Origin of the sequence: Acrocarpospora sp. B8E8 (assembly GCF_039871605.1) — a bacterium.
Lineage (GTDB): Bacteria > Actinomycetota > Actinomycetes > Streptosporangiales > Streptosporangiaceae > Acrocarpospora > Acrocarpospora macrocephala.
In genome coordinates this window covers 46,603-64,820 of record NZ_JBDPLV010000031.1, presented here as the reverse complement: position 1 = coordinate 64,820, position 18,218 = coordinate 46,603, and the positions used below count along the sequence as shown (strand labels likewise).

23 protein-coding genes are annotated in these 18,218 nt (G+C 68.4%); 10 read left to right on the top strand and 13 right to left on the bottom strand.

Going from position 1 to position 18,218, the window contains the following annotated elements; all coding sequences use genetic code 11:
- Nucleotides 1-4 precede the first annotated feature (4 nt).
- Both ABGB08_RS27835 and ABGB08_RS27830 read left to right on the top strand, forming a co-directional pair.
- A complete protein-coding gene (locus ABGB08_RS27835; RefSeq protein ID WP_347595496.1) occupies nucleotides 5-358 on the top strand; it encodes a PadR family transcriptional regulator in 354 nt (117 codons plus the stop codon).
- Nucleotides 355-1,371 (top strand): hypothetical protein, encoded by a 1,017-nt coding sequence (locus ABGB08_RS27830; protein WP_347595493.1) that lies wholly within the window; start codon nucleotides 355-357, stop codon nucleotides 1,369-1,371. Before ABGB08_RS27835 ends, ABGB08_RS27830 begins: the two co-directional genes overlap by 4 nt.
- A gap of 1 nt (nucleotide 1,372) precedes the next feature.
- Here the strand turns inward: ABGB08_RS27830 and ABGB08_RS27825 are convergent, their stop codons facing one another.
- Complete coding sequence (locus tag ABGB08_RS27825; RefSeq protein ID WP_347595490.1) at nucleotides 1,373-2,392, bottom strand: serine hydrolase domain-containing protein; 1,020 nt, start codon at nucleotides 2,390-2,392, stop codon at nucleotides 1,373-1,375.
- 327 nt (nucleotides 2,393-2,719) lie between these two features.
- Between ABGB08_RS27825 and ABGB08_RS27820 the strand changes: the two genes are divergently transcribed.
- The 3 genes from ABGB08_RS27820 (at nucleotide 2,720) to ABGB08_RS27810 (ending at nucleotide 3,940) form a co-directional block, all read left to right on the top strand.
- Nucleotides 2,720-3,337, top strand: coding sequence for an SRPBCC family protein (locus ABGB08_RS27820; RefSeq protein WP_347595487.1), 618 nt, complete (start codon nucleotides 2,720-2,722; stop codon nucleotides 3,335-3,337).
- Nucleotides 3,334-3,729, top strand: coding sequence for a VOC family protein (locus tag ABGB08_RS27815; RefSeq protein ID WP_347595484.1), 396 nt, complete (start codon nucleotides 3,334-3,336; stop codon nucleotides 3,727-3,729). Before ABGB08_RS27820 ends, ABGB08_RS27815 begins: the two co-directional genes overlap by 4 nt.
- Before the next feature lie 61 nt (nucleotides 3,730-3,790).
- Nucleotides 3,791-3,940, top strand: a complete 150-nt coding sequence (locus tag ABGB08_RS27810) for a hypothetical protein (RefSeq protein ID WP_347595481.1) — start codon at nucleotides 3,791-3,793, stop codon at nucleotides 3,938-3,940.
- Here ABGB08_RS27810 and ABGB08_RS27805 read toward each other — a convergent pair.
- From ABGB08_RS27805 to ABGB08_RS27790, 4 genes are read right to left on the bottom strand one after another with little or no spacing between them, the layout of a single operon-like run.
- A complete protein-coding gene (locus ABGB08_RS27805; RefSeq protein ID WP_347595479.1) occupies nucleotides 3,927-4,892 on the bottom strand; it encodes a hypothetical protein in 966 nt (321 codons plus the stop codon). The two genes, ABGB08_RS27810 and ABGB08_RS27805, sit on opposite strands and share 14 nt — an antisense overlap.
- A 51-nt stretch (nucleotides 4,893-4,943) precedes the next feature.
- Nucleotides 4,944-5,624, bottom strand: a complete 681-nt coding sequence (locus ABGB08_RS27800; RefSeq protein WP_347595476.1) for a DUF998 domain-containing protein — start codon at nucleotides 5,622-5,624, stop codon at nucleotides 4,944-4,946.
- The gene (locus ABGB08_RS27795) at nucleotides 5,624-6,277 is read right to left on the bottom strand and encodes an SRPBCC family protein (RefSeq protein ID WP_347595473.1); all 654 of its coding nucleotides are present in this window, start codon (nucleotides 6,275-6,277) and stop codon (nucleotides 5,624-5,626) included. Before ABGB08_RS27795 ends, ABGB08_RS27800 begins: the two co-directional genes overlap by 1 nt.
- Nucleotides 6,274-6,663, bottom strand: a complete 390-nt coding sequence (locus ABGB08_RS27790) for a metalloregulator ArsR/SmtB family transcription factor (protein ID WP_347595470.1) — start codon at nucleotides 6,661-6,663, stop codon at nucleotides 6,274-6,276. The genes ABGB08_RS27795 and ABGB08_RS27790 overlap by 4 nt, the downstream gene beginning before the upstream one ends.
- 46 nt (nucleotides 6,664-6,709) lie before the next feature.
- Between ABGB08_RS27790 and ABGB08_RS27785 the strand changes: the two genes are divergently transcribed.
- The 3 genes from ABGB08_RS27785 (at nucleotide 6,710) to ABGB08_RS27775 (ending at nucleotide 8,420) form a co-directional block, all read left to right on the top strand.
- Nucleotides 6,710-6,889, top strand: a complete 180-nt coding sequence (locus ABGB08_RS27785) for a hypothetical protein (protein WP_347595467.1) — start codon at nucleotides 6,710-6,712, stop codon at nucleotides 6,887-6,889.
- 49 nt (nucleotides 6,890-6,938) lie between these two features.
- On the top strand, nucleotides 6,939-7,415 hold the full coding sequence (locus ABGB08_RS27780) for a MarR family transcriptional regulator (protein WP_347595464.1): 477 nt from the start codon (nucleotides 6,939-6,941) through the stop codon (nucleotides 7,413-7,415).
- An 87-nt stretch (nucleotides 7,416-7,502) separates the two neighbouring features.
- A complete protein-coding gene (locus ABGB08_RS27775; protein ID WP_347595461.1) occupies nucleotides 7,503-8,420 on the top strand; it encodes an LLM class flavin-dependent oxidoreductase in 918 nt (305 codons plus the stop codon).
- 21 nt (nucleotides 8,421-8,441) lie between these two features.
- Here the strand turns inward: ABGB08_RS27775 and ABGB08_RS27770 are convergent, their stop codons facing one another.
- Together ABGB08_RS27770 and groL are read right to left on the bottom strand one after the other, a co-directional pair.
- Complete coding sequence (locus ABGB08_RS27770) at nucleotides 8,442-9,509, bottom strand: hypothetical protein (protein WP_347595458.1); 1,068 nt, start codon at nucleotides 9,507-9,509, stop codon at nucleotides 8,442-8,444.
- 19 nt (nucleotides 9,510-9,528) lie between these two features.
- A complete protein-coding gene (groL, locus tag ABGB08_RS27765; RefSeq protein WP_347595455.1) occupies nucleotides 9,529-11,154 on the bottom strand; it encodes a chaperonin GroEL in 1,626 nt (541 codons plus the stop codon).
- A gap of 197 nt (nucleotides 11,155-11,351) precedes the next feature.
- On the opposite strand from groL, the gene ABGB08_RS27760 reads away from it, so the two are divergent.
- Nucleotides 11,352-11,930 (top strand): TetR/AcrR family transcriptional regulator, encoded by a 579-nt coding sequence (locus tag ABGB08_RS27760; protein ID WP_347595452.1) that lies wholly within the window; start codon nucleotides 11,352-11,354, stop codon nucleotides 11,928-11,930.
- Between the two features lie 7 nt (nucleotides 11,931-11,937).
- On the opposite strand, the gene ABGB08_RS27755 is transcribed toward ABGB08_RS27760, so the two are convergent.
- From ABGB08_RS27755 to ABGB08_RS27735, 5 genes are all read right to left on the bottom strand, one after another.
- Entirely contained in the window at nucleotides 11,938-13,287 is a 1,350-nt protein-coding gene (locus ABGB08_RS27755; protein ID WP_347595449.1) for a GNAT family N-acetyltransferase, read from the bottom strand.
- An 18-nt stretch (nucleotides 13,288-13,305) separates the two neighbouring features.
- Nucleotides 13,306-14,565 (bottom strand): acetyl-CoA hydrolase/transferase C-terminal domain-containing protein, encoded by a 1,260-nt coding sequence (locus ABGB08_RS27750; RefSeq protein WP_347595446.1) that lies wholly within the window; start codon nucleotides 14,563-14,565, stop codon nucleotides 13,306-13,308.
- Between the two features lie 25 nt (nucleotides 14,566-14,590).
- Nucleotides 14,591-15,385 carry a CoA ester lyase gene (locus ABGB08_RS27745; RefSeq protein ID WP_347595443.1) on the bottom strand — a complete coding sequence of 265 codons (795 nt, stop codon included), beginning with the start codon at nucleotides 15,383-15,385 and terminating at the stop codon, nucleotides 14,591-14,593.
- Nucleotides 15,382-15,924, bottom strand: a complete 543-nt coding sequence (locus ABGB08_RS27740) for a MaoC family dehydratase (RefSeq protein WP_347595440.1) — start codon at nucleotides 15,922-15,924, stop codon at nucleotides 15,382-15,384. The genes ABGB08_RS27745 and ABGB08_RS27740 overlap by 4 nt, the downstream gene beginning before the upstream one ends.
- Nucleotides 15,925-16,240: 316 nt before the next feature.
- Nucleotides 16,241-16,483 (bottom strand): hypothetical protein, encoded by a 243-nt coding sequence (locus ABGB08_RS27735; RefSeq protein WP_347595437.1) that lies wholly within the window; start codon nucleotides 16,481-16,483, stop codon nucleotides 16,241-16,243.
- A 289-nt stretch (nucleotides 16,484-16,772) separates the two neighbouring features.
- Here ABGB08_RS27735 and ABGB08_RS27730 point away from each other — a divergent pair, with 289 nt between their 5' ends.
- Nucleotides 16,773-17,408: an HD domain-containing protein gene (locus ABGB08_RS27730; protein ID WP_347595434.1), complete on the top strand. Its 636-nt coding sequence runs from the start codon at nucleotides 16,773-16,775 to the stop codon at nucleotides 17,406-17,408.
- Between the two features lie 5 nt (nucleotides 17,409-17,413).
- Here the strand turns inward: ABGB08_RS27730 and ABGB08_RS27725 are convergent, their stop codons facing one another.
- Nucleotides 17,414-18,124: a methyltransferase domain-containing protein gene (locus ABGB08_RS27725; protein ID WP_347595431.1), complete on the bottom strand. Its 711-nt coding sequence runs from the start codon at nucleotides 18,122-18,124 to the stop codon at nucleotides 17,414-17,416.
- Nucleotides 18,125-18,218 lie beyond the last annotated feature (94 nt).

Genomic DNA, 18,218 nt, shown 5'->3' with positions numbered 1-18,218 from the left:
GTGCATGGGAAGACGGACGATGACGGAGGCGGCGTTCCTCGTTCTCACCGCGCTGGTCGACGAGCCGCGGCATGGCTACGGGATCGTGCGTGAGGTCGAGAAGCTGTCCGCCGGGCGGGTGCGGCTCAAGGTCGGCACGCTGTACGGCGTGCTCGACCGGCTGGCGGCCGACGAGCTGGTGACGCTGGATCGCGACGAGGTGCAGCAGGGCCGGCTGCGCCGTTACTACCGGCTGACCGACTCCGGTGCGACGGCGCTGGAGGCGGAAGCCGTACGGCTCGCGGAGAACGTCAGGAGTGCCACGGATCGGCTCAGCGCCCGCCACCGGCGTGCGATCACGGCGGGAGGGGCGGCATGAGTCTTCTGGAGGAGAGCTATCGGCGCGTGCTCCGCCTGCTGCCCGCCTCCTACCGCGCCAGGCGGGAGGAGGAGATGGTCTCGGCCTACCTGGAAAGCGCGGGGGACGTCAGCGACGAGGTCGGGCCCAGGCCAAGCTGGCCGGAGATCGCCAGCGTGGCGGCGCTGTCGATGCGGGTCCGCCTGGGTGGTGCCGGCGCGGCGCCGAGGTTCTTCGCCTGGGGCGAGACGGTCCGGCTGGTGGCCCTGCTGGGGTTGTTCTTTCAGACGGTGATCAGTTGCGTGTACTTCGGCGGTTTTCTCCGCACCTACGGGGTGGTCGGCGCGCCCATCGAGGAGTACGGGCTCCCTGGGTCGATTATCCAGACCTTGGCCGGCGGCTTGTGGATCGCGGCGTTCGTGACGCTCGTCCGGGGTCGCGTCCGCGCCGCCAAGGTGCTGGCGCTGCTCGCGCTGGCACAGCAGTCGTTCCTCATCGTCGCCACCTTCGAAGACCAGTACTGGTGGGAGCTGCTCCTGGTCAGAGGGTCCTACGCCCTGCTGGCCCTGGTGCCGGTGCTGGCCCTGACCGCGGGATTCCATCGCGATGCGCCGCAGGTCCGCCGCACGTGGTGGCTCGCCCCGAGACAGCTCGGCGCAGGAATCCTGCTGTCGGCGACGCTGGGCGTGGCGGCGGTGGAACTCAATCTCCGCCAGCCGGGATCGTGGGCCTGGCTGGACGAGTCCGGCCTGGCCAGCCTGCTGATCGTGATCGCGGGCCTCACCTGCGTGGGCGTGCACTGGCACTCCCCCGCACTGCGGACGCCGTCGTGGCCACTGGCCCTGGCGATCCTGGCGGTGCCGGTATTGTGCGCCCGGCTCCCCGGTCTCAATTTCGGTGCTGTCGACTCGATCACCCGGACCATGACAACCGTGGCCCTCGGCCAGAGCGTCGCCGTCGCCCTGATCGGCCTGATTCTGGTTGTCCTGGGCGCCAGAGCGCTTCGGGCCATTCCGGGGGTCGCCGAGTGCTGATCTACCGCTGTGCGAGCTCTTTCTCGAGGAGATTGGTGATCGGCCACGCGCCGGGAGTGGAGTTGGAGATCACGGTGTGCGTCAGCCGCGTCCGCGGCCGGTGAACGCTGCGGAAGGAGACGCCGGCGTCGTATCCCTCCAGCAGCACCGTGTCCTGGGATCCTGGCGATTCGGGGAGCCAGAAGCCGAGGCCGTACCGCCTCGACTCTGACGGCACGTCGCTGCGCGGCCGCAGCATCTCCGAGACCCAGCTCGACGACACGATCTTTCCGCCGTACAGGGCATGCCAGAAGGAGGTGAAGTCCCGCACGGTGGAGTAGATCCCGCCGTCGCCGCTGCCCAGCACGGGCAGGTGGAACACGTTGGTCCTGGACACGCCCTCGATGGGCAGGTAGCCGAGAGCGGTGCGCTCCGGCAGTTCGTCGGAGCGCAGGAAATCGGTGTCGCGCATGCCCGCCGGCTCGCAGACGCGGTGGCGTACCAGGTCGTGGAAGGGCTGGCCGCCGACGCGTTCAGCGATCAGCGCGAGCACGACGTAGCCGCCGTTGTTGTACGAGAAGCTCGCGCCGGGGGCGAACTTGCTGGCATGCCCGCCAAGCACCGCCAGGTACTGCTCGGTGGTGGCGAGCTCGTGCACGGGCACCGGCAGCACATAGTCGGTGATCTCGTGCCCGGCATCCTCGTCGAAGTAGTCGCCGATGCCCGACCGGTGGGCCAGGAGATGCTCGACGGTGACGCCGTCGTCGATGAGCGGAAGATCCTCACCGAGCACCGAACGCGCGGTCGTGGACAGATCGAGCACACCCTCCTCGATCAGGCTCACCACCACAAGCGCGGTCAACCCTTTCGTGCCACTGGCGATCGCGAACCGCGTGCCCACCGTGTTGGCGATCTCGTGACCCCGGTGGGCCAGTCCGTACGCCTTGGCGAACTCGCTCTCACCACCCCGATCCACGGACACCACACCGGCGAACCCGGTCGCGTCGGCTATCGAGTCGACCATGTCTTCCAGCGTGGGCATGTAAGTCCTTTCAGTACGGCGTCTCTCTCTCCGGGCAGAACCGGCCGTTGCCGGTGGGCCCGGCCGGGACAGTTCGGTACGGATTACCCCATCCTGATGGCGAGGGCGCTCGTGTGCTCGGGCATCGCGAACAGCGGACTCAAGGGAAGTGCCGTCCCTGGACGTCGACCGATCGGTGCTGCTCCGGGTGGTGGGCACATGAACAGCCCGCTCAGCCCTTCGCATGGTTGCGGCCTACTCCACGTTTGACTTATATAAGCGCACCCTGAAACGATCGGTTCGAGGCAAGCGCGAGCGCCGCAGGACAGACGAGTCGAAGGACACCTGATGGACATCGTTGACGAGATCAACCAGGCGCATCGCGAGCTGCTCAACGGTGAGCGCAAGGTCATGACGCTGCGGCGGCGCTACGACGCCGAAGTCGAGGACGTCTGGGACGCCTGCACGAGCGCCGAGCGGCTGCGCCGCTGGTTCCTGCCCGTCACCGGGGACCTGCGACTGGGCGGCACGTACCAGCTCAAGGGCAACACGGGCGGCGAGATCCTGCGCTGCGAGCCACCCCGCCTGCTGACGGTCAGCTGGCTGTACGGCGAGGACCCCGGCTTCTCCGAGGTCGAGGTGCGCCTGTCGAGCGCGGACGACGGCACCCTGTTCGAGCTGCGCCACACCGCCGACGTGCCGCCGGACATGTGGTCCGGCTACGGCCCCGGCGCCGTCGGCGTGGGCTGGGACCTCGCCCTCCTGGGCCTCAGCCTGCACCTGTCGGGCGCGCCCCAGGTCGACGAGAACACCTTCCACCAGACCCCCGAGGGCCGGCGCTTCATCACAGCCAGCAGCCAGGCGTGGGGCCGGGCTCATGCGGCCGCCGGCGGCCCGCCCGACCAGGTCGCCACCGCCGTCGCCGGCACCACCGCGTTCTACGCCCCCGAAGAGGAGCCGTCATGACCCAGAAGATCACCACTTTCCTGATGTTCCAGAACGGCGACGCCGAGGAGGCCATGACGTTCTACGTCTCCCTCTTCGAGGACGCCAAGGTGGTGAACATCACCCGCTCCGCCCCCGGCGAGCCCGGGCCGGAAGGCAAGATCAAACATGCCACCTTCACCCTGGCGGGCCAGGAGTACATGTGCATGGACAGCACCGGGCACGCCTTCACGTTCACGCCATCGGTCTCGCTCTACGTCGCGTGCGACACCGAGGAGGAACTCGACCGCCTCTACGCGGCACTCGCCGAGGGCGGCCAGGCACTCATGCCGCTGAGCTCGTACGGCTTCAGCACCAAGTTCGGCTGGGTGAACGACCGCTTCGGCGTCTCCTGGCAGCTCAACCTGCCGTAACGAACGTGTCGCCGACGGCTCCAGCCTCCCGACGGGCGCCTTCGCGGACAAGCTGGCGGAGGTGCTGGAGGGCGTCGGCACCGCCATCGACGCGGTGGGCGGCAGCTTCACGATGAGCTACGCCACGGTGGCGGTCACCGCGGCCCGAACCGGCACCGCCGGACCCGGCCTGACGTGGTCCGGAGTGCCACGACGCCCTACTTGCCCCTGATCTCGTCCAGGCGATCCTGTTCCCATCGGTCCAGGATTATCTCCAGACGCCTTGCCGACGGTTCGATCTCGTCGAGTGCCCGGTCCAGGCCGATGTAACGGATCATCAGGTTCACCAGGGATGTGACGTTCGTCTTCAAGCCGGACGCGCGCTTGGCCCAGGACCGGAGCAGTTTCGGAGTGAGGCCGTTCAGGGTTGTCAGTAAGTGGGCGAAATCGTCGTCCGGCATCGGGTCGCCCTGCTCCCGGGCGGTGTCGACGACCGCGCGCTGGATCCCGCGCGCGGTGTCGACCGCCCTCACGATGTCGTCCACTCGCTTCATGGCGTGCTCGCTGAAGCGGCCGGCCACCGCTTGCAGATCCATTTCGAGGCCGTCGACGAGCAGGGCGGACAGCTCGCCCGGCCCAGTGGTCCCTCTCGCCAGGGCGATCGGGCGGTGCCGGGCGAGCAGCTGGCTCGCGAGCATCATGTAGGCCAGCACCAGATCGCTGATCAGGTCGGCTTCCAGGGTGTCCCGGTGGTACGCCGCGTTGCGGTACTCGTGCATACGGTCGAGCACCTCGCGCTCCTGGAAGGTCAGCACATCGTGCTTCACGAGGTACTTGGTCTTCTCGTGCAGGTGCATGTCGAGCTGGTGACGCCTGTCCGGCCCTACGTGCTCGTCGATGAGTCTGTCCACGGCCGCGTCCGGCTCGGTGCCGCTGTCACGGATCTCCCGTAGCTCCTCGACCACGCTGTCGGCGGGCTGCCAGGCGAGCCTGGCGTTGACCTCACGGCCCACGATCACCTCGACCACGTGATCGATGAGAAGCAGGGCGAGCCGGTCATGGGCCTGGTCGCTTGCCGCCGCGCATCGCCGGATCTCCGCGATCTCGACCGCGAGCCATCTCCATTGCTCGCTGCCGGAGAACTGAACACGATCCCAATCGTGCGCGAAGGGCTGAAACGGCATGACTCAACGATCGCACCGTGCGGAGCTGTCGCGAAGACGGCAACCGCGCTCTCACTCCTCGCCGGGCCGGGTCAGCCGGTGCGCGGCCAGGAGCGACGTCCACACCAGGACGAGCGCGATCGCGACGGCGAAGGCGATGTTGGCCGCCCTGTTGCCCGGTAGCGCGAAGATCGACATCCAGGACGCCAGGAAGAGCGCGCCGGTCACCGTACTGGCGGCCGACCAGCCGCGGCGGCCGGCCGCGGCGAAGCGACGGGCGAACACGAAGCAGGCGGCGATCAGCGCGAGGAAGCCGACCCCGGCGACGAGGAAGTGCACGAGTCCGGGCACGCTGACGGTCGTGGGCGGGCCGGTCGGCGTCCCCGGCGGGAAGCCGTCGACGGGATCGGCGGAGAAGAAGGCCGCGGCGACGATCCCGGCGCCGAAGACGCCGATCAGCCGCGGTCCCCAGGTGCCGCCCCGGCCCGCCGAAGGCCCCAGCACCCGGCGCAGCCCGACCGCGCCCGCCACGAACAGCAGGCCGGCGACCAGGAAGTTGGCGATCTGGATCCAGCCCAGGTCACCGTTGCTCAGCAAGCTGGCCGGATGGCGGCTGAGGTCGAACCCGTCCCTGGTGAGCATCTGCAGGACGACCACGACGATGTAGAGCGGGCCGGCGATGATCCCGCAGGTCAGCAGCGTCCTCGTCGACCCGGCGGCGGCGCCGGGCGGGGTGGTGACGTTCTCGGTCATCAGCCGTTGTCGTCCCCACCGGTCTCGGGGGCGAAGTGCTGCACCCCGAACGCGATGGCCGCGGCGATGTCCTCGTCGCTGGTTCCCCAGGCGGACTGGATCACCGCTCCCCAGGCGTGGCAGCTGCGGGTCGCGAACTCCTTGACCTCGGGCGCGTCTTCCCAGGTCGCGGGGTCGAGCGTCGCGCCACTGAGGAACAGGTGGAGGCCGAGCAGCGCGAGATCCCAGCCGCCGCCGAGGCCGATCGTGCCGCCTGGCCCGTAGGTGCGCACCATCTCGTCGACGATCTCGGCGGGAGCCGAGTGCACCAACTCCAGGACAGTGCCGTCCCCGTCAGGCACGAGACGGACTTCTACCTCGGTGAGCATGCCTTCCCCGAGCGCCCAGGTCACCTTGATCAGATGGGGCTCCTCGCAGCGCAGGATCTCCCCACCGGCGTTGTCCTTGAGCTGGAACGTGCCGCCGAGCCGGAGGTCGCCCTCGATCGGGGCCAGCCATCGGCTGATCCGGTCGGGGTCGGTGCAGGCGCTCCACACGTCCTCGATGGGGGCGTCGTAGCTGCGGCGCAGCAGCAGCGACCGCCCTTCGCCGGTGGTGAGCGCGTGGTTGCCGATCTCCCGGTGGGTGGCGTTGACCTGGTCGATGTCGATCATTCGTCTTCCTTGGTATTCGTAGGTGGTTGTGTGTTTGTAGACGGCGGCTCGGCGAGGTTTTCGCGGCGCTCACGCTTGCCGCGCGCGAGTTCGGTGCCCAGCGCGTCCAGGCGCTGGGTCCAGAACCGGCGGAAGCGCTCCAGCCAGATGTCGACCTCCCGAAGTGGTGCCAAGTCCACGGCGTACAGGCGCCGGGTGCCGTCCGCGCGGACGGTCGCGAAGCCGGACTCCCGCAGCACCCGCAGGTGCTGCGAGACCGCCGGTTGCGAGATCCCGAACTCCGCCCGGATGATCCCGCTGACCGCGCCCGCGGCCTGTTCGCCGTCGGTGAGCAGTTCCAATATCCGGCGTCTCACCGGGTCGCCCAGCACGTCGAAGGCATGCACAGTAGGGAGAATGCCACCTTCAGCTTATATAAGTCAAGCGTGAATAATGTTCGGGAAGGCCCTGGCCGCCAGGGCGTTCTTCCTACCGGTTCCGCGGGTGCCGCCAGCGCGCCGGAGCGTCGGGTTCCTGGCCAAGGACGGCCCCGCGGACGGGCTCATCGACGCCATCCGCAGACTCGGGCGCGGCGAGCAACTCTTCCCGCGCCCCCAGCCCGAGCCGCCGTAAACAATTGCCGTTCTTTTCGGCGAGAGAATTATAAAGGTACCCTGACCGGGTGGGTAAGCATGATGATGGCCGGATGGGGCTTGTGCCCGCGCTGGTGCGGTCTACGTTCTTGGTGAATGCGGTATACGCCGAGTCGGGCCGGGAGCACGGCCTCACCCCGCAGCAGGGCCAATTGCTGTGCGTCCTGATGGCGCAGCCGTACGGGATGGGCGAATTGGGTGCGACGCTGGGACTGGCCAAGTCCAGCCTCACCGGTCTGGTGGACCGCACCGAACGCAACGGCCTGGTCCGGCGCGAGCCAGACCCGCAGGACACGCGCGCGATCCGGGTCACGCTCACTCCGGAAGGCAGCAAGCTCGCGGAGGAGTTCTACGCCGAGACCTGCCGCCGGGTCGGGAAGCTGCCGGCGGGGCTCAGCGCCGCCGAACTCGACACGCTCGCCCGCCTGCTTGGCCGCATCGTGCTGGACAACAAGGTTCCGGTGGTTTTCCTGGAAGAAGGATCCCTCGCCGACCACGAGCGATAAGACCGCCTCCCGGGCTTGCAGTTCGTAGTACGAACTAATACGGTTCGTACTACGAACTAAGATTTTTCGCCCATGGGAGTGGAAATCATGAGTCCTACCGCCGGTCGGGAAGTCGTCTTCGGCTTCGGCGCGCACAACGGATTCGGCGAGGTGCCGGAGCTGCTGCGCATGACCGAACAGGCCGACCGTGACGAGCTTGACGTCTTCTCGGTGGCCGACCATCCCTACCTCGGCGGGCACCTGGACGCGTACGCCTCCGTCGGCTTCATCCTCGGGCGTACGCGGCACATCTCGGGCCTCGTCAACGTCACCAACCTGCCGACCCGGCCCGCTCCCATGCTGGCGCGGATGGTGACGTCCCTGTCGGCGATGTCCGGCGGCCGCGTCGTGCTCGGCATGGGCGCGGGCGGGCGGTGGGATCGCATCGCCGCCATGGGCGTGCCGCGGCTCTCACCGGGCGATGCCGTGGACGCCTTCGAGGAGGCGATCGTCCTGGTCAAGCTGCTGTCCGGTGGCGGTCCGGCGGTCACCTACCGGGGTCGCCACTACCAGGTGGACCAGATCGAGCCGGCTCCCGTGGCCGCGCCCCCCGTGTGGACCGGATCGGTCGGCCCGAAATCCCTGGCCGCCACCGGCCGGGTGGCCGACGGCTGGATCCCCGGCCACGCGGCGGACTGGCTCAGCGAGCGATACCGGGCGTCGCGGCCGATCATCGACGAGGCGGCGGCGGCCGCAGGACGCGATCCGCGCGAGATCCGCACGGTCTTCAACCTCCCCGGACGCATCACCGACCGGCCGCTGCCCGCCACGCGTGACCGCGACGGGCGCTGGATCGGCGGTTCCGTCGGCCAGTGGATCGAGGAGTTGACCGGGGCCGTGCTGGAGCACGGCGCGTCGGGCTTCACCCTCTTCTCCCCCGGTCACGCCGACCTGGTCTTCCTCGGCCGCTGGGCCAGGGAGATCGCCCCTGCCGTACGCGAAGCGATCGCGAAGGAGAACGGCTAGCCGCATTTCCTGGCTGGCCTGTCATGTCTGCCGGGTAGCGTGCTCGCTTTCCTTGTCTCGGGCGGCCGTCCTGGCACGTCCGTATTCGGCCAGGGCGTGGAAGGCGGCCTTGGGTTCCCATGGCAGCCCCGGATAGGTCGTCCCCGTTTGGCCGTACTCCAGGATCTTGACGATGCCGAAGCTGGCGGTGTCGAAGTCCCGTTCGGGCTCGGCGGACGTCGGCAGGTCCCGGCGGGCGAAGGTGTTGACGAACGCCGTGTCGGTGCCCTCCTCGTGGTAGATGTCGAGAAGCTCGCGTACGTACGCGGCTTGTTCTTCTTCGTCCCGTATGACGGCTGCGGTCAGGCGGGCGGGGCGGGCGTGTTCGTCCCATTCGACGATGGAGTCGCCGCGCCCGCCCAGATCGGCGGCGCCACGGTAGGTGACGCAGCCGAATTCGGTGACGGCGAACGGTTTGCCCTGCGAGGTCTGCGTGCGCAGACCCGCACGGAAACCGGGCGCGGTGGCCGCGTCGCGGTATCCGGCGTCGGTGGCGATCATGTCGAACGGAGCCCAGTCCACGCCTTCGACAGGCAGGGAGGCGTAGCTGACCGGGCCGCCGAACCGTTCGCGCACCGCAGTGACGGCTCGGGCGAGGAAGGCGTTGACGCGGGCATGCAGGCCGGGGAGCGCGGCGCGCACCCGCGCGGGGTCGGCCAGCCCGCCAAGCCGCTCGTGGAGGCTGTCACCAGGCAGAAAGCCGCCGGTGAGCAAGCTGATCTCGGAGCCGGTGAGGAACACGACGCGAGCCCCTTCCCGGCGCAGGCGTTCGGCCCGTTCGGCGCCGTCGACGATGAACGCCATCAGCTCGTCCTGGGTGAGGCCGTTGGTGAACGGCGAGTACCAGACCTCCAGGCCCGCGCCGGCGGCGTGGCGGGCGGCGGTCTCAAGACGGTCCTGGTCTCCTCCGGTGACGCGGACCGCGTCACAGTTCAGGTCGTCGTGGATGATCTGCATTTCGCGGCGTACCACGTCGGCGTTGAAGGGTTCGTGGGTGGTGGTTCCGGCAGAGGGGAAGCCGGTGTCGTAGGTGACACCGTAGGCACGCATCAGGGGTCTCCGTGTCTGGTTAGAAGTCCATGTCTCCGCCACCGGGCATGGCGGAAGCGGCCGGGTTCTTCTCGGGCTTCTCGGCGATGACGGCCTCGGTGGTCAGGAAGAGCGCCGCGATGGAGGCGGCGTTCTGCAGGGCGGAGCGGGTGACCTTGGCGGGGTCGATGATGCCGGTGTCGAACATGTTCACGTACTCACCGGTGGCGGCGTTGAGGCCCTCACCGGGGGTGAGGTTGCGGACCTTCTCCACCACGACGCCGCCTTCGAGGCCGGCGTTGACGGCGATCTGCTTGAGGGGCTCCTCGAGCGCCTTCTTGACGATCGCGGCACCGGTGGCCTCGTCGCCGAGGAATTCGAGCTTGTCGAACGCCTTGGCGCCGGCCTGGAGCAGCGCGACGCCGCCGCCGGGGACGATGCCCTCCTCGACGGCCGCCTTGGCGTTGCGGACGGCGTCCTCGATGCGGTGCTTGCGCTCCTTGAGCTCGACCTCGGTGGCCGCGCCCGCCTTGATGACGGCCACGCCGCCGGCGAGCTTGGCGAGGCGCTCCTGAAGCTTCTCGCGGTCGTAGTCGGAGTCGGTACGCTCGATCTCGGCGCGGATCTCGTTGACCCGGCCGGAGATGGCCTCGGCGAGGCCTGCGCCGTCCACGATCGTGGTCTCGTCCTTGGTCACCACGACCTTGCGAGCCCGGCCGAGCAGGTCGAGGGTGGTGTTCTCCAGCTTGAGGCCGACCTCCTCGGCGATGACCTGGCCGCCGGTCAGGATCGCGATGTCGCCCAGCATGGCCTTGCGCCGGTCGCCGAAGCCCGGAGCCTTGACCGCGACCGACCGGAGGACGGCCTTCATCTTGTTGACGATCAAGGTGGACAGGGCCTCCCCCTCGACGTCCTCGGCGATGACCAGCAGCGGCTTGCCGGTTTGTACGACCTTGTCGAGCAAGGGCACCACGTCCCTGTTGGCGAAGACCTTGCCGCTCACGATCAGGACGTACGGATCGTCCAGGACCGCCTCCATGCGCTCGGGGTCGGTCACGAAGTAACCCGAGTTGTAGCCCTTGTCGAAGCGCATCCCCTCGGTGAGCTCGAGCTCCAGCCCGAAGGCGTTGCTCTCCTCGACCGTGATGACGCCTTCCTTGCCGACCTTGTCCATCGCCTCGGCGATCAGCTCGCCGATCTCGGTGTCACCGGCCGAGATGGAGGCGGTGGAGGCGATCTGCTCCTTGGTCTCCACATCCTTGGCCAGCTTGGAGAGCTCCTCGCTGACCCGCTCGACGGCCGCCTCGATGCCCTTCTTCAGGGCCATCGGGTTGGCGCCGGCGGCGACGTTGCGCAGACCCTCACGAACCAGGGCCTGGGCCAGCACGGTGGCGGTGGTGGTGCCGTCACCCGCGACGTCATCGGTCTTCTTGGCGACTTCCTTGACCAGCTCGGCCCCGATCTTCTCCCACGGGTCCTCAAGCTCGATCTCCTTGGCGATGGAGACACCATCGTTGGTGATCGTGGGGGCGCCCCACTTCTTCTCCAGCACGACGTTGCGGCCCTTGGGGCCCAAGGTCACCTTGACGGCGTCGGCGAGCTGGTTCATACCGCGCTCAAGACCGCGCCGGGCTTCCTCGTCGAAAGCGATCATTTTCGAAGTCATTCCTGCTCCTGCTCGTGGTCGGGGTCTCCGGGACGGCGCCCGCGACGGACGGTCCACTGACGGACCTCGCCGTCCCGGCACGCCTTGGGGTTGGCACTCTCCAGGCGCGAGTGCCAGGCGCTCCCCCCGCACTCTACTCACAACTTGCGCGTCACGCATATAGTGCGCGACACGCAATACCAGGTAGGGTTGACCTCATGAACGACGACGCCATGGACCTCCGGGCACGCAACAGCCAGGCCACCCGGGAGGCGATCAGCCATGCCGCGCTGCGCCTGGCCATCGAGCAAGGCCCGCACGGGCTGGCCCTGGTCCGCGTCCATGACATCGCCACGGCCGCGGGAGTCTCACCCCGGACCTACAACAACTACTTCTCCAGCAGGGCGGAGGCGATCTGCGCCTTCCAGGCCGACCAGTCCAGGCGCATGGGGCAGGCGCTGCGCTCCCGCCCCGCCGGCGAGCCACTCGACCAGGCCGTCATCGCGGCCGTGATCGAGCTCTACACCAACCCCGAGCCCGACAGAGCCGGTCTGTCCATGATCATGTCGACGCCCGAACTGGAGGGCGAGGCGCTGAAGGCGTTCAGCATGGCCGAGGGCCCGCTCGCCGAGGCGATCGCGACGCGTACCGGCGCCGAACGCGACCTGTTCCCCGCCGTCATGGCCGCCGCGGTCGCCGGCGCCATCCGCGTCGCGGGGCGGCGCTGGCTCGAGCCAGGCAACCCCGAACCCTTCGCCGCCATCCTGCGCCGCGCCCTGTCCTGCGTCTTTCGGTGACGGAGGGTCAGATGAGCTCGTACTCGACCTGCTCGATGGGGTGGCCGTCACCGAAATCGTGCCCGCGAACCGCACCCGACTCGGTGAAACCGCTCTTGGTGTAGAAGCGGCGTGACTGGGGTGTGTCGCGCAGCGTCCACAGGTGCACCCCGCCGAAGCCGTCCTCGCGCAGCCTGCGCAGGGAGGCGACCATCAGGGCGGCCGCGCTGCCGCTGCCCCACCCGTCCGGGTGGTTGTAGAACCCGAAGATCTCAGCCCATCCCGGCCGCGTCGGCGAGGAGCCGAAGTAGGAGAAGGTCAGCGGCCGCCCCGCTCGCGCGGCGAGCAGGATGGTGTCCTGCCCCTTGGCGAGCACGTCGTGCCACTTCCCGCGCCGGTGCCGTACCGCTTCGGCGAAGAACGCCGGCTCGAAGAACCCGGCGTAGGCCGCCTTCCAGGACTCCGCGTGGATCTCCCCCAGCACCTCCCCATCACCCACGGAAGCGTCAGCAATCGCGAAGCTTTCAACCATAAAGACGGAACGCCGGTTGGCGTAGTCGATCGCCCGGTCCAGGAACCAGTAGCCGTCGCCGATGGCCTCTGAGGCCAGCAGGATGCGTTCGGCGTTCCAGCCGTCGATGACGTAGCGGAAGCCCTCACCCTCCTGGCCGATCAGGCTGTCGGCGGGGATCCGCATGCCCTTGTACCAGACCTGGTTGGTGGCGTAGTTGAACATGGTGCGCACCGGTTCGACGACCAGCGTGCCGGGCTGTTCGGCGCGGATGCGGCGCAGATCGACGAGGAACAGGCTGATGCCCTCGGCTCGTTCGGCCGGGTCCTCGGGCAGCGGCTGGGTGCGGGCCAGCAGCATCAGCAGGTCGGACTGCAAGATGCGACTGGTCCAGTTCTCGTGGCCGGTCACCACGTAGCCGGCGCCGTCGGGCACGGCGGTGGTGCGGATCTCCGGGGTGTTGGAGCCGGCTTCGGGTTCGGTGATGGAGAAAGCCTGCAGCCGCAGTCCGCCGCGGGCGATATCGGGCAGGTAGCGCCGCCGCTGCTCCTCGCTGCCATGCCGCAGCAGCGCGGCCATGGTGTACATCTGGGCGTGGCAGGCGGCGGAGTGCCCGCCGGAGCGGTTGATCTCCTGCAGGATGATGCCCCCCTCGGTGACGCCCATCCCCAGCCCGCCGTACTCCTTCGGGATCAGGACGGACAGGTAGCCGGCCTCGGTGAGGGCACGAACGAACTCCTCCGGGTAGGCCCGCTCACGATCGCGGGCGCGCCAGTACTCGCTGCCGAAGCGGTCGCACAGCTCGCGTACCTCCGCGCGAAGCCGCTGGTGGGCGGTGTCGGTGTCGTGGATGGCGATGTCTGTCATGACCGGTCCCTTTCCTGTTCAGCGCAGCAGTCCGGCGCGGCGGGCCTCGAAGGCCAGCCGGTCGCGGTGATCGGGGTGGGCGATGGCGATCAGAGCCGTGGCGCGTTGCGAGAGGCTGCGGCCGCGCAGCTCCGCGACGCCGTACTCAGTGACGACGTGATCGACGGTGTTCTTCAGGGTGGTGACCGGGGTGGCCTGGCCGAGCTGGGCCTTGATGCGGCTGGAGCCGTCGCTGGTGGCCGCGTGGGTCACCAGGAAGGCCCGGCCGCCGGCGGAGTACATGGCACCGCGGGCGAAGTCGGCCTGTCCGCCCGATCCCGACCAGTACCGGCCCGCGATGGTCTCGCTGGCCGCCTGTCCCATGAGGTCGACCTCGCTGGTGGCGTTGATCGACATCATGTCGGGTTCTCGGGCCACGACCCGGGGGTCGTTGACCCAGTCGACCGGCAGCATCGCCACCGGGGCGTTGCCGTCGAGCCAGTCGAAGAAGCGCCGGGTGCCGATGCGGAAGGTGGCGACGTGCTTGTTGCGATGCTGCTGCTTCCTGGTGCCGGTGATGACACCCTGTTCTGCCAGGTGCATGACGCCGTCCGACATGGCCTCGGTGTGCACGCCCAGATCGCGGTGGCCGGTCAGCGCGGCCAGCAGCGCGTTGGGGATGCGGCCGACGCCGACCTGCAGGCACGCCCCGTCCGGGACGCGTTCGGCCACCAGCTCGGCGATGCGCCGGTCTCGGTCGTCGGGCACGGCCGGCGCGGTCTCGTCCAGCGGGTAGTCGGCGGTGCACCAGCCGGCGACCTGACTGATGTGGAGCTGGTTCTCCCCGGAGGTGCGCGGCATGCGCGGGTTGGCCTCCAGGAAGAACGGCACCACGCCGATGAACGCGGACACGTAGTCCGCGTTGGTGCCCAGGCTGAAGTAGCCGTGCTCGTCGGGTGGGGTGGCCGCGGCCAGCACCAGGGAGTGCCGAGTCCACTCGCGCAGCAACCGCGGCATCTCACTGAAGTGCGCGGGGACGAGCTCGCACGTGCCATTCCAGTACGCCCGCCGGCAGCCGGGCCCGAGGTAGTAGCTGACGTGGCTCAGGTGCCCCGGGAACTTCCCGGCGATGTAGGGGCGCTCGCGGACCGGGTCCATCTGGTGGATCCGCACCCCGGTGAAGCGGTCGGCGTGCGCCTCCAAGGTGTCGATGACGGTGTGCGGTTCACCGTGGTGGATCGGCACGATCAAGTCCGCACCGTCACTGATCAAGTCCAGCACGTCGGTCGGCGCGTTCATGACACCTCCTGATGGACCGCGGCCGCTACGGCGGCCCGGCCTCCTCCGTTTCCGGGTTCTCCTGCTCCAGCAGCCGGCGGGCCGACTCCAGCCGCGGCTTGTCGATCATCTGCCCGCCGACGCGTACGGCGCCGCCCGCGCCCGCGGCCGCCACCACCTGCCGGGCCCACGCCAGCTCCGTCTCCGAGGGGGAGAACACATGGTTGACCAGGCCGACCTGGCGAGGATGCAGGCACATCTTGCCGACGAAGCCCAAGGCCCGGGCCCGCCGAGCGTCCGCCATGGTGCGGTCGGGGTCGTCGAGGTCGGTGGTGACCCCGTCCACCGGCGCGCCGATCCCGCACGCCCGGGAGACCACCACCAGACGCGAGCGCGCGTAGACAAAGTCGTCCTCGGCCGCGCCGATGTCGAGCGCGAAGTCCACGCTGCCGAAGGCGAGCCGGACGACGTCCGGCCGGGCGGCGATGAGGGCGGCGTTCTCCACCCCGGCGGCCGTCTCGACCAGCGCGACCACCGGCACGCCGAGGCCGTCGAGCACGTCGGGGCTTTCGGCCGTGGGCAGCATCACGCCCAGCAGGCCCGGTTTGCCGGCGACCGCGCGCAGGTCCTCCTCGTGCCACGGGGTTCCCGCCCCGTTGACGCGAACGTAGGCCTGTAACTCGCTCAGCGCCTTCGCGACGGCGTCGCGGGCACGGCCCTTTGCGTCGGGGGCGACGGCGTCTTCGAGGTCGAGGATCGGGACATCCGCCCCGGCGGTCGCCGCCTTGCCGAACCGATCGGGACGATCACCAGGCGTGAACAGCCACGATCTTGCCCTCATGGCTGCAACGCCCGCTGTGCTCGCTCGTCCCACACCGGCCGTACGGCGGTCACGTCCGGGCCCTGGCCCCGGCGGTAGATCATCATGGTGCGCTCGAACACGATGACGATCTCCCCGCGCTGGTTGAAGCCGACCGTACGGACTGTCACGATCCCCACGTTGGGCCGCGATCGCGACTCCCGGACCGACAGCACTTCCGACTGCGAGTAGATCGTGTCGCCCTCGAACACCGGGTTCGGGAGCCGCACCTTGTCCCACCCCAAGTTCGCCATCACGTGCTGCGAGACATCTGTCACGCTCTGGCCCGTGACCAGCGCCAGCGTGAACGTCGAGTCCACTAGGCGCCGCCCGAACTCGGTCTGGGCGGCGTAGTGCGCATCGAAGTGCACCGGCATGGTGTTCTGGGTGAGCAGGGCCTGCCAGACGTTGTCCGTGGCGGTCACCGTGCGTCCCAGCGGGTGTCGATACACCTCACCCACCGAGAAGTCCTCGAAGTATCGGCCCGACCACGAGACCCGCTCCGCCGATTCGGTCCTCATGCCACCTCCTCTTGGGTCGTCTCCACCTGAGGCTGCCCACTTGAGGCGGGTCTTCGTTCTCGAAAGTCTCTTCATACGGCAAATTCAACTCTGCCGTCTGGGGGTCTCGATCACTGCGTCCACTTCGCGTTTGTCTTTCGTGCGGAAGGAAGATCAGTGGTCAATTGGTAAGGCGGTTTGTGGTCACCTGGTCGGCGTGGTCGTGGGCCTTCGTCAGGAGACGCCATGGGTGACCTGCTCGTTCAGCAGGTCGGCGATGGCGTGGATGGCGCGGAGGGTGGGACCTCGGAGTCAGCGGAAGGTGAGCAGGGGCGGGTCACGCCGTCGTGGGCGGGGATGGTTCGGCTCCGAAGTCCATGGGATGGCGCTGGCCCGGGGGAGGGTATTCGCAGTCGAGCTGGCTGACGTCCACGTCCCTGCTGTCGCCCAGCCCTGCGGGCTCCTGAGAGGTGTAGACGAAGCTCGACACGTAGATCTCATCATCGGTGGCGCACCCCGCCACCGAGAATGCGGCCATCCCCAGTCCCGCGCACCACACCACGGTGCGGCAGCTGATCATGACCGGACCATACCTCCCAGAATCAGCGGGCACCCGAACCCGATGCGACGCCCCGGCTAATTAACCATCCGTCGCACACGGACAGCCGATTTCACGCGTCCGTCCGCGCACGGGAGCATGCGTGAACATGAGCGGTTGCATTTTCCGTTGCATTCCAGCTGCGATCCGGTATCCCATGCCATCTACTCGGTTGCGGAGATTGTGTGCCAGGCGGCGGGACATCCGCACCGACGTTTGAGAGGGTGAAGATTGCGAGGGTGTCTCTGACATGATCCCGAGAGGGGCGTTCATGACCGAGAAGATCGCAGGTGTTGCCGTTCCTGACTCGGCGCTGGCGCGGGAGGCCACCGAGTTCGTGCGGGAAGCGGAGCCTCCGTTGCTGTACGACCACTCCCGGCGGGTGTACTTCTTCGGATCCTTGCAGGGGAAGCGGCTTGGTCTGAAACCGGACGCCGAGTTGTTGTACGTGGGGGCGATGTTCCACGATCTCGGCCTGACCGAGGGGCACCGCAGTGACCAGCGTTTCGAGCTGGACGGTGCCGACGCGGCGCGTCGTTTCCTGGCGTCACGCAATGTGCCCGAAATCGACGTGCGCAAGGTGTGGGAGGCCATCGCGCTGCACACGACGCCGGAAGTGCCCTATCGGCTGGAGCCTGAGGTGGCGCTGGTGACCGCCGGTGTCGAGACCGACGTCCTCGGCTTCGGCTATGGCGAACTGGCCAAGGAGGACATCGACGCGGTGGTCGCGGCGCATCCACGACCGGACTTCAAGAATCGCATTCTTCGGGCGTTCACCGATGGATTCAAGGATCGGCCCGACACCACGTTCGGCACGATGAATGCCGATGTCCTTGAACACTTCGTCCCCGGTTTCACGCACACCGACTTTGTCGAAGTAATCCGCGATTCCGACTGGCCCGAATAGGGACCTCACACGCGGTACAACGACTGTTTGGTGTAGGCGACGGGGATCGACGAGATGGGGTCGTCGAGCGAAACGTCGGGGCGTCGCCGGGCGATCGCGCGGACGTAGCCGAGATAGCGTCCGCTGTCGGCGGTGAGGGCGTCGATTTCCACGCTGTTGTCGGGGGCGACCGTGTGCTGCCATTCCAGCCAGTGTTTCCAGCCATCGGTCATGGCGTCCGCCAGTTCGACGCGGGCGATGGTGCTGCGTTCCCAGTGCCGCTGCCACCATTCGGCCGAGTGCAGGCAGGCCAGGCTCGGCTCCCACCACTCCTGGAGATGCTCGGGAACCGGCCCGTCGATCTCCTGCGCCAGCCCCGCCCCGGCGATGCCGATCTGGCCTTCGGGTTTGACGAACCTGGCCAGATAGTTCAGGTAAAGGTCGTCGGTGCCGTAATAGAAGTACGAGTCGATGCTGACGATGGCGTCGAAGAAGCCCGCGGCGAACGGCAACGCCCGGGCGTCGGCATGGATGGGGAACACCGAGTCGCCGACCCCGGCGTCGCGGAGGCGTTGCAGGCGCTCGTCGGCGCTGAACCACAAATCGGTGGCCCATACCTGAACACCGAACTCGCGGGACAGGAAGACCGATGATGCGCCGCGGCCGCAACCCAGATCCAGCACCCGCATTTCTGGCCGCAGGTCCATCGCCTCGGCCAGCCATTCGGTCAGCCACAATGAATTGGCGCCGCCGCTGGCACTTGATCGGATCCACTCCGGGTGGTATCGCGAGGTCCGCGGAAACCGCGGTGACGCCGGGTAGTCCGTGGAC

Bases quoted from the DNA above. Each gene is read 5' to 3' on its own strand.
- ABGB08_RS27785 (WP_347595467.1), top strand. From the start codon at position 6,710: ATGTTCGGGAAGGCCCTGGCCGCCAGGGCGTTCTTCCTACCGGTTCCG.
- ABGB08_RS27730 (WP_347595434.1), top strand. From the start codon at position 16,773: ATGACCGAGAAGATCGCAGGTGTTGCCGTTCCTGACTCGGCGCTGGCG.
- ABGB08_RS27760 (WP_347595452.1), top strand. From the start codon at position 11,352: ATGAACGACGACGCCATGGACCTCCGGGCACGCAACAGCCAGGCCACC.
- ABGB08_RS27750 (WP_347595446.1), bottom strand. From the start codon at position 14,565: ATGAACGCGCCGACCGACGTGCTGGACTTGATCAGTGACGGTGCGGAC.
- ABGB08_RS27775 (WP_347595461.1), top strand. From the start codon at position 7,503: ATGAGTCCTACCGCCGGTCGGGAAGTCGTCTTCGGCTTCGGCGCGCAC.
- ABGB08_RS27800 (WP_347595476.1), bottom strand. From the start codon at position 5,624: ATGACCGAGAACGTCACCACCCCGCCCGGCGCCGCCGCCGGGTCGACG.
- ABGB08_RS27815 (WP_347595484.1), top strand. From the start codon at position 3,334: ATGACCCAGAAGATCACCACTTTCCTGATGTTCCAGAACGGCGACGCC.
- ABGB08_RS27830 (WP_347595493.1), top strand. From the start codon at position 355: ATGAGTCTTCTGGAGGAGAGCTATCGGCGCGTGCTCCGCCTGCTGCCC.
- ABGB08_RS27805 (WP_347595479.1), bottom strand. From the start codon at position 4,892: ATGCCGTTTCAGCCCTTCGCGCACGATTGGGATCGTGTTCAGTTCTCC.
- ABGB08_RS27745 (WP_347595443.1), bottom strand. From the start codon at position 15,385: ATGAGGGCAAGATCGTGGCTGTTCACGCCTGGTGATCGTCCCGATCGG.
- groL (WP_347595455.1), bottom strand. From the start codon at position 11,154: ATGACTTCGAAAATGATCGCTTTCGACGAGGAAGCCCGGCGCGGTCTT.
- ABGB08_RS27820 (WP_347595487.1), top strand. From the start codon at position 2,720: ATGGACATCGTTGACGAGATCAACCAGGCGCATCGCGAGCTGCTCAAC.
- ABGB08_RS27740 (WP_347595440.1), bottom strand. From the start codon at position 15,924: ATGAGGACCGAATCGGCGGAGCGGGTCTCGTGGTCGGGCCGATACTTC.
- ABGB08_RS27770 (WP_347595458.1), bottom strand. From the start codon at position 9,509: ATGCGTGCCTACGGTGTCACCTACGACACCGGCTTCCCCTCTGCCGGA.
- ABGB08_RS27835 (WP_347595496.1), top strand. From the start codon at position 5: ATGGGAAGACGGACGATGACGGAGGCGGCGTTCCTCGTTCTCACCGCG.
- ABGB08_RS27755 (WP_347595449.1), bottom strand. From the start codon at position 13,287: ATGACAGACATCGCCATCCACGACACCGACACCGCCCACCAGCGGCTT.
- ABGB08_RS27735 (WP_347595437.1), bottom strand. From the start codon at position 16,483: ATGATCAGCTGCCGCACCGTGGTGTGGTGCGCGGGACTGGGGATGGCC.
- ABGB08_RS27795 (WP_347595473.1), bottom strand. From the start codon at position 6,277: ATGATCGACATCGACCAGGTCAACGCCACCCACCGGGAGATCGGCAAC.
- ABGB08_RS27825 (WP_347595490.1), bottom strand. From the start codon at position 2,392: ATGCCCACGCTGGAAGACATGGTCGACTCGATAGCCGACGCGACCGGG.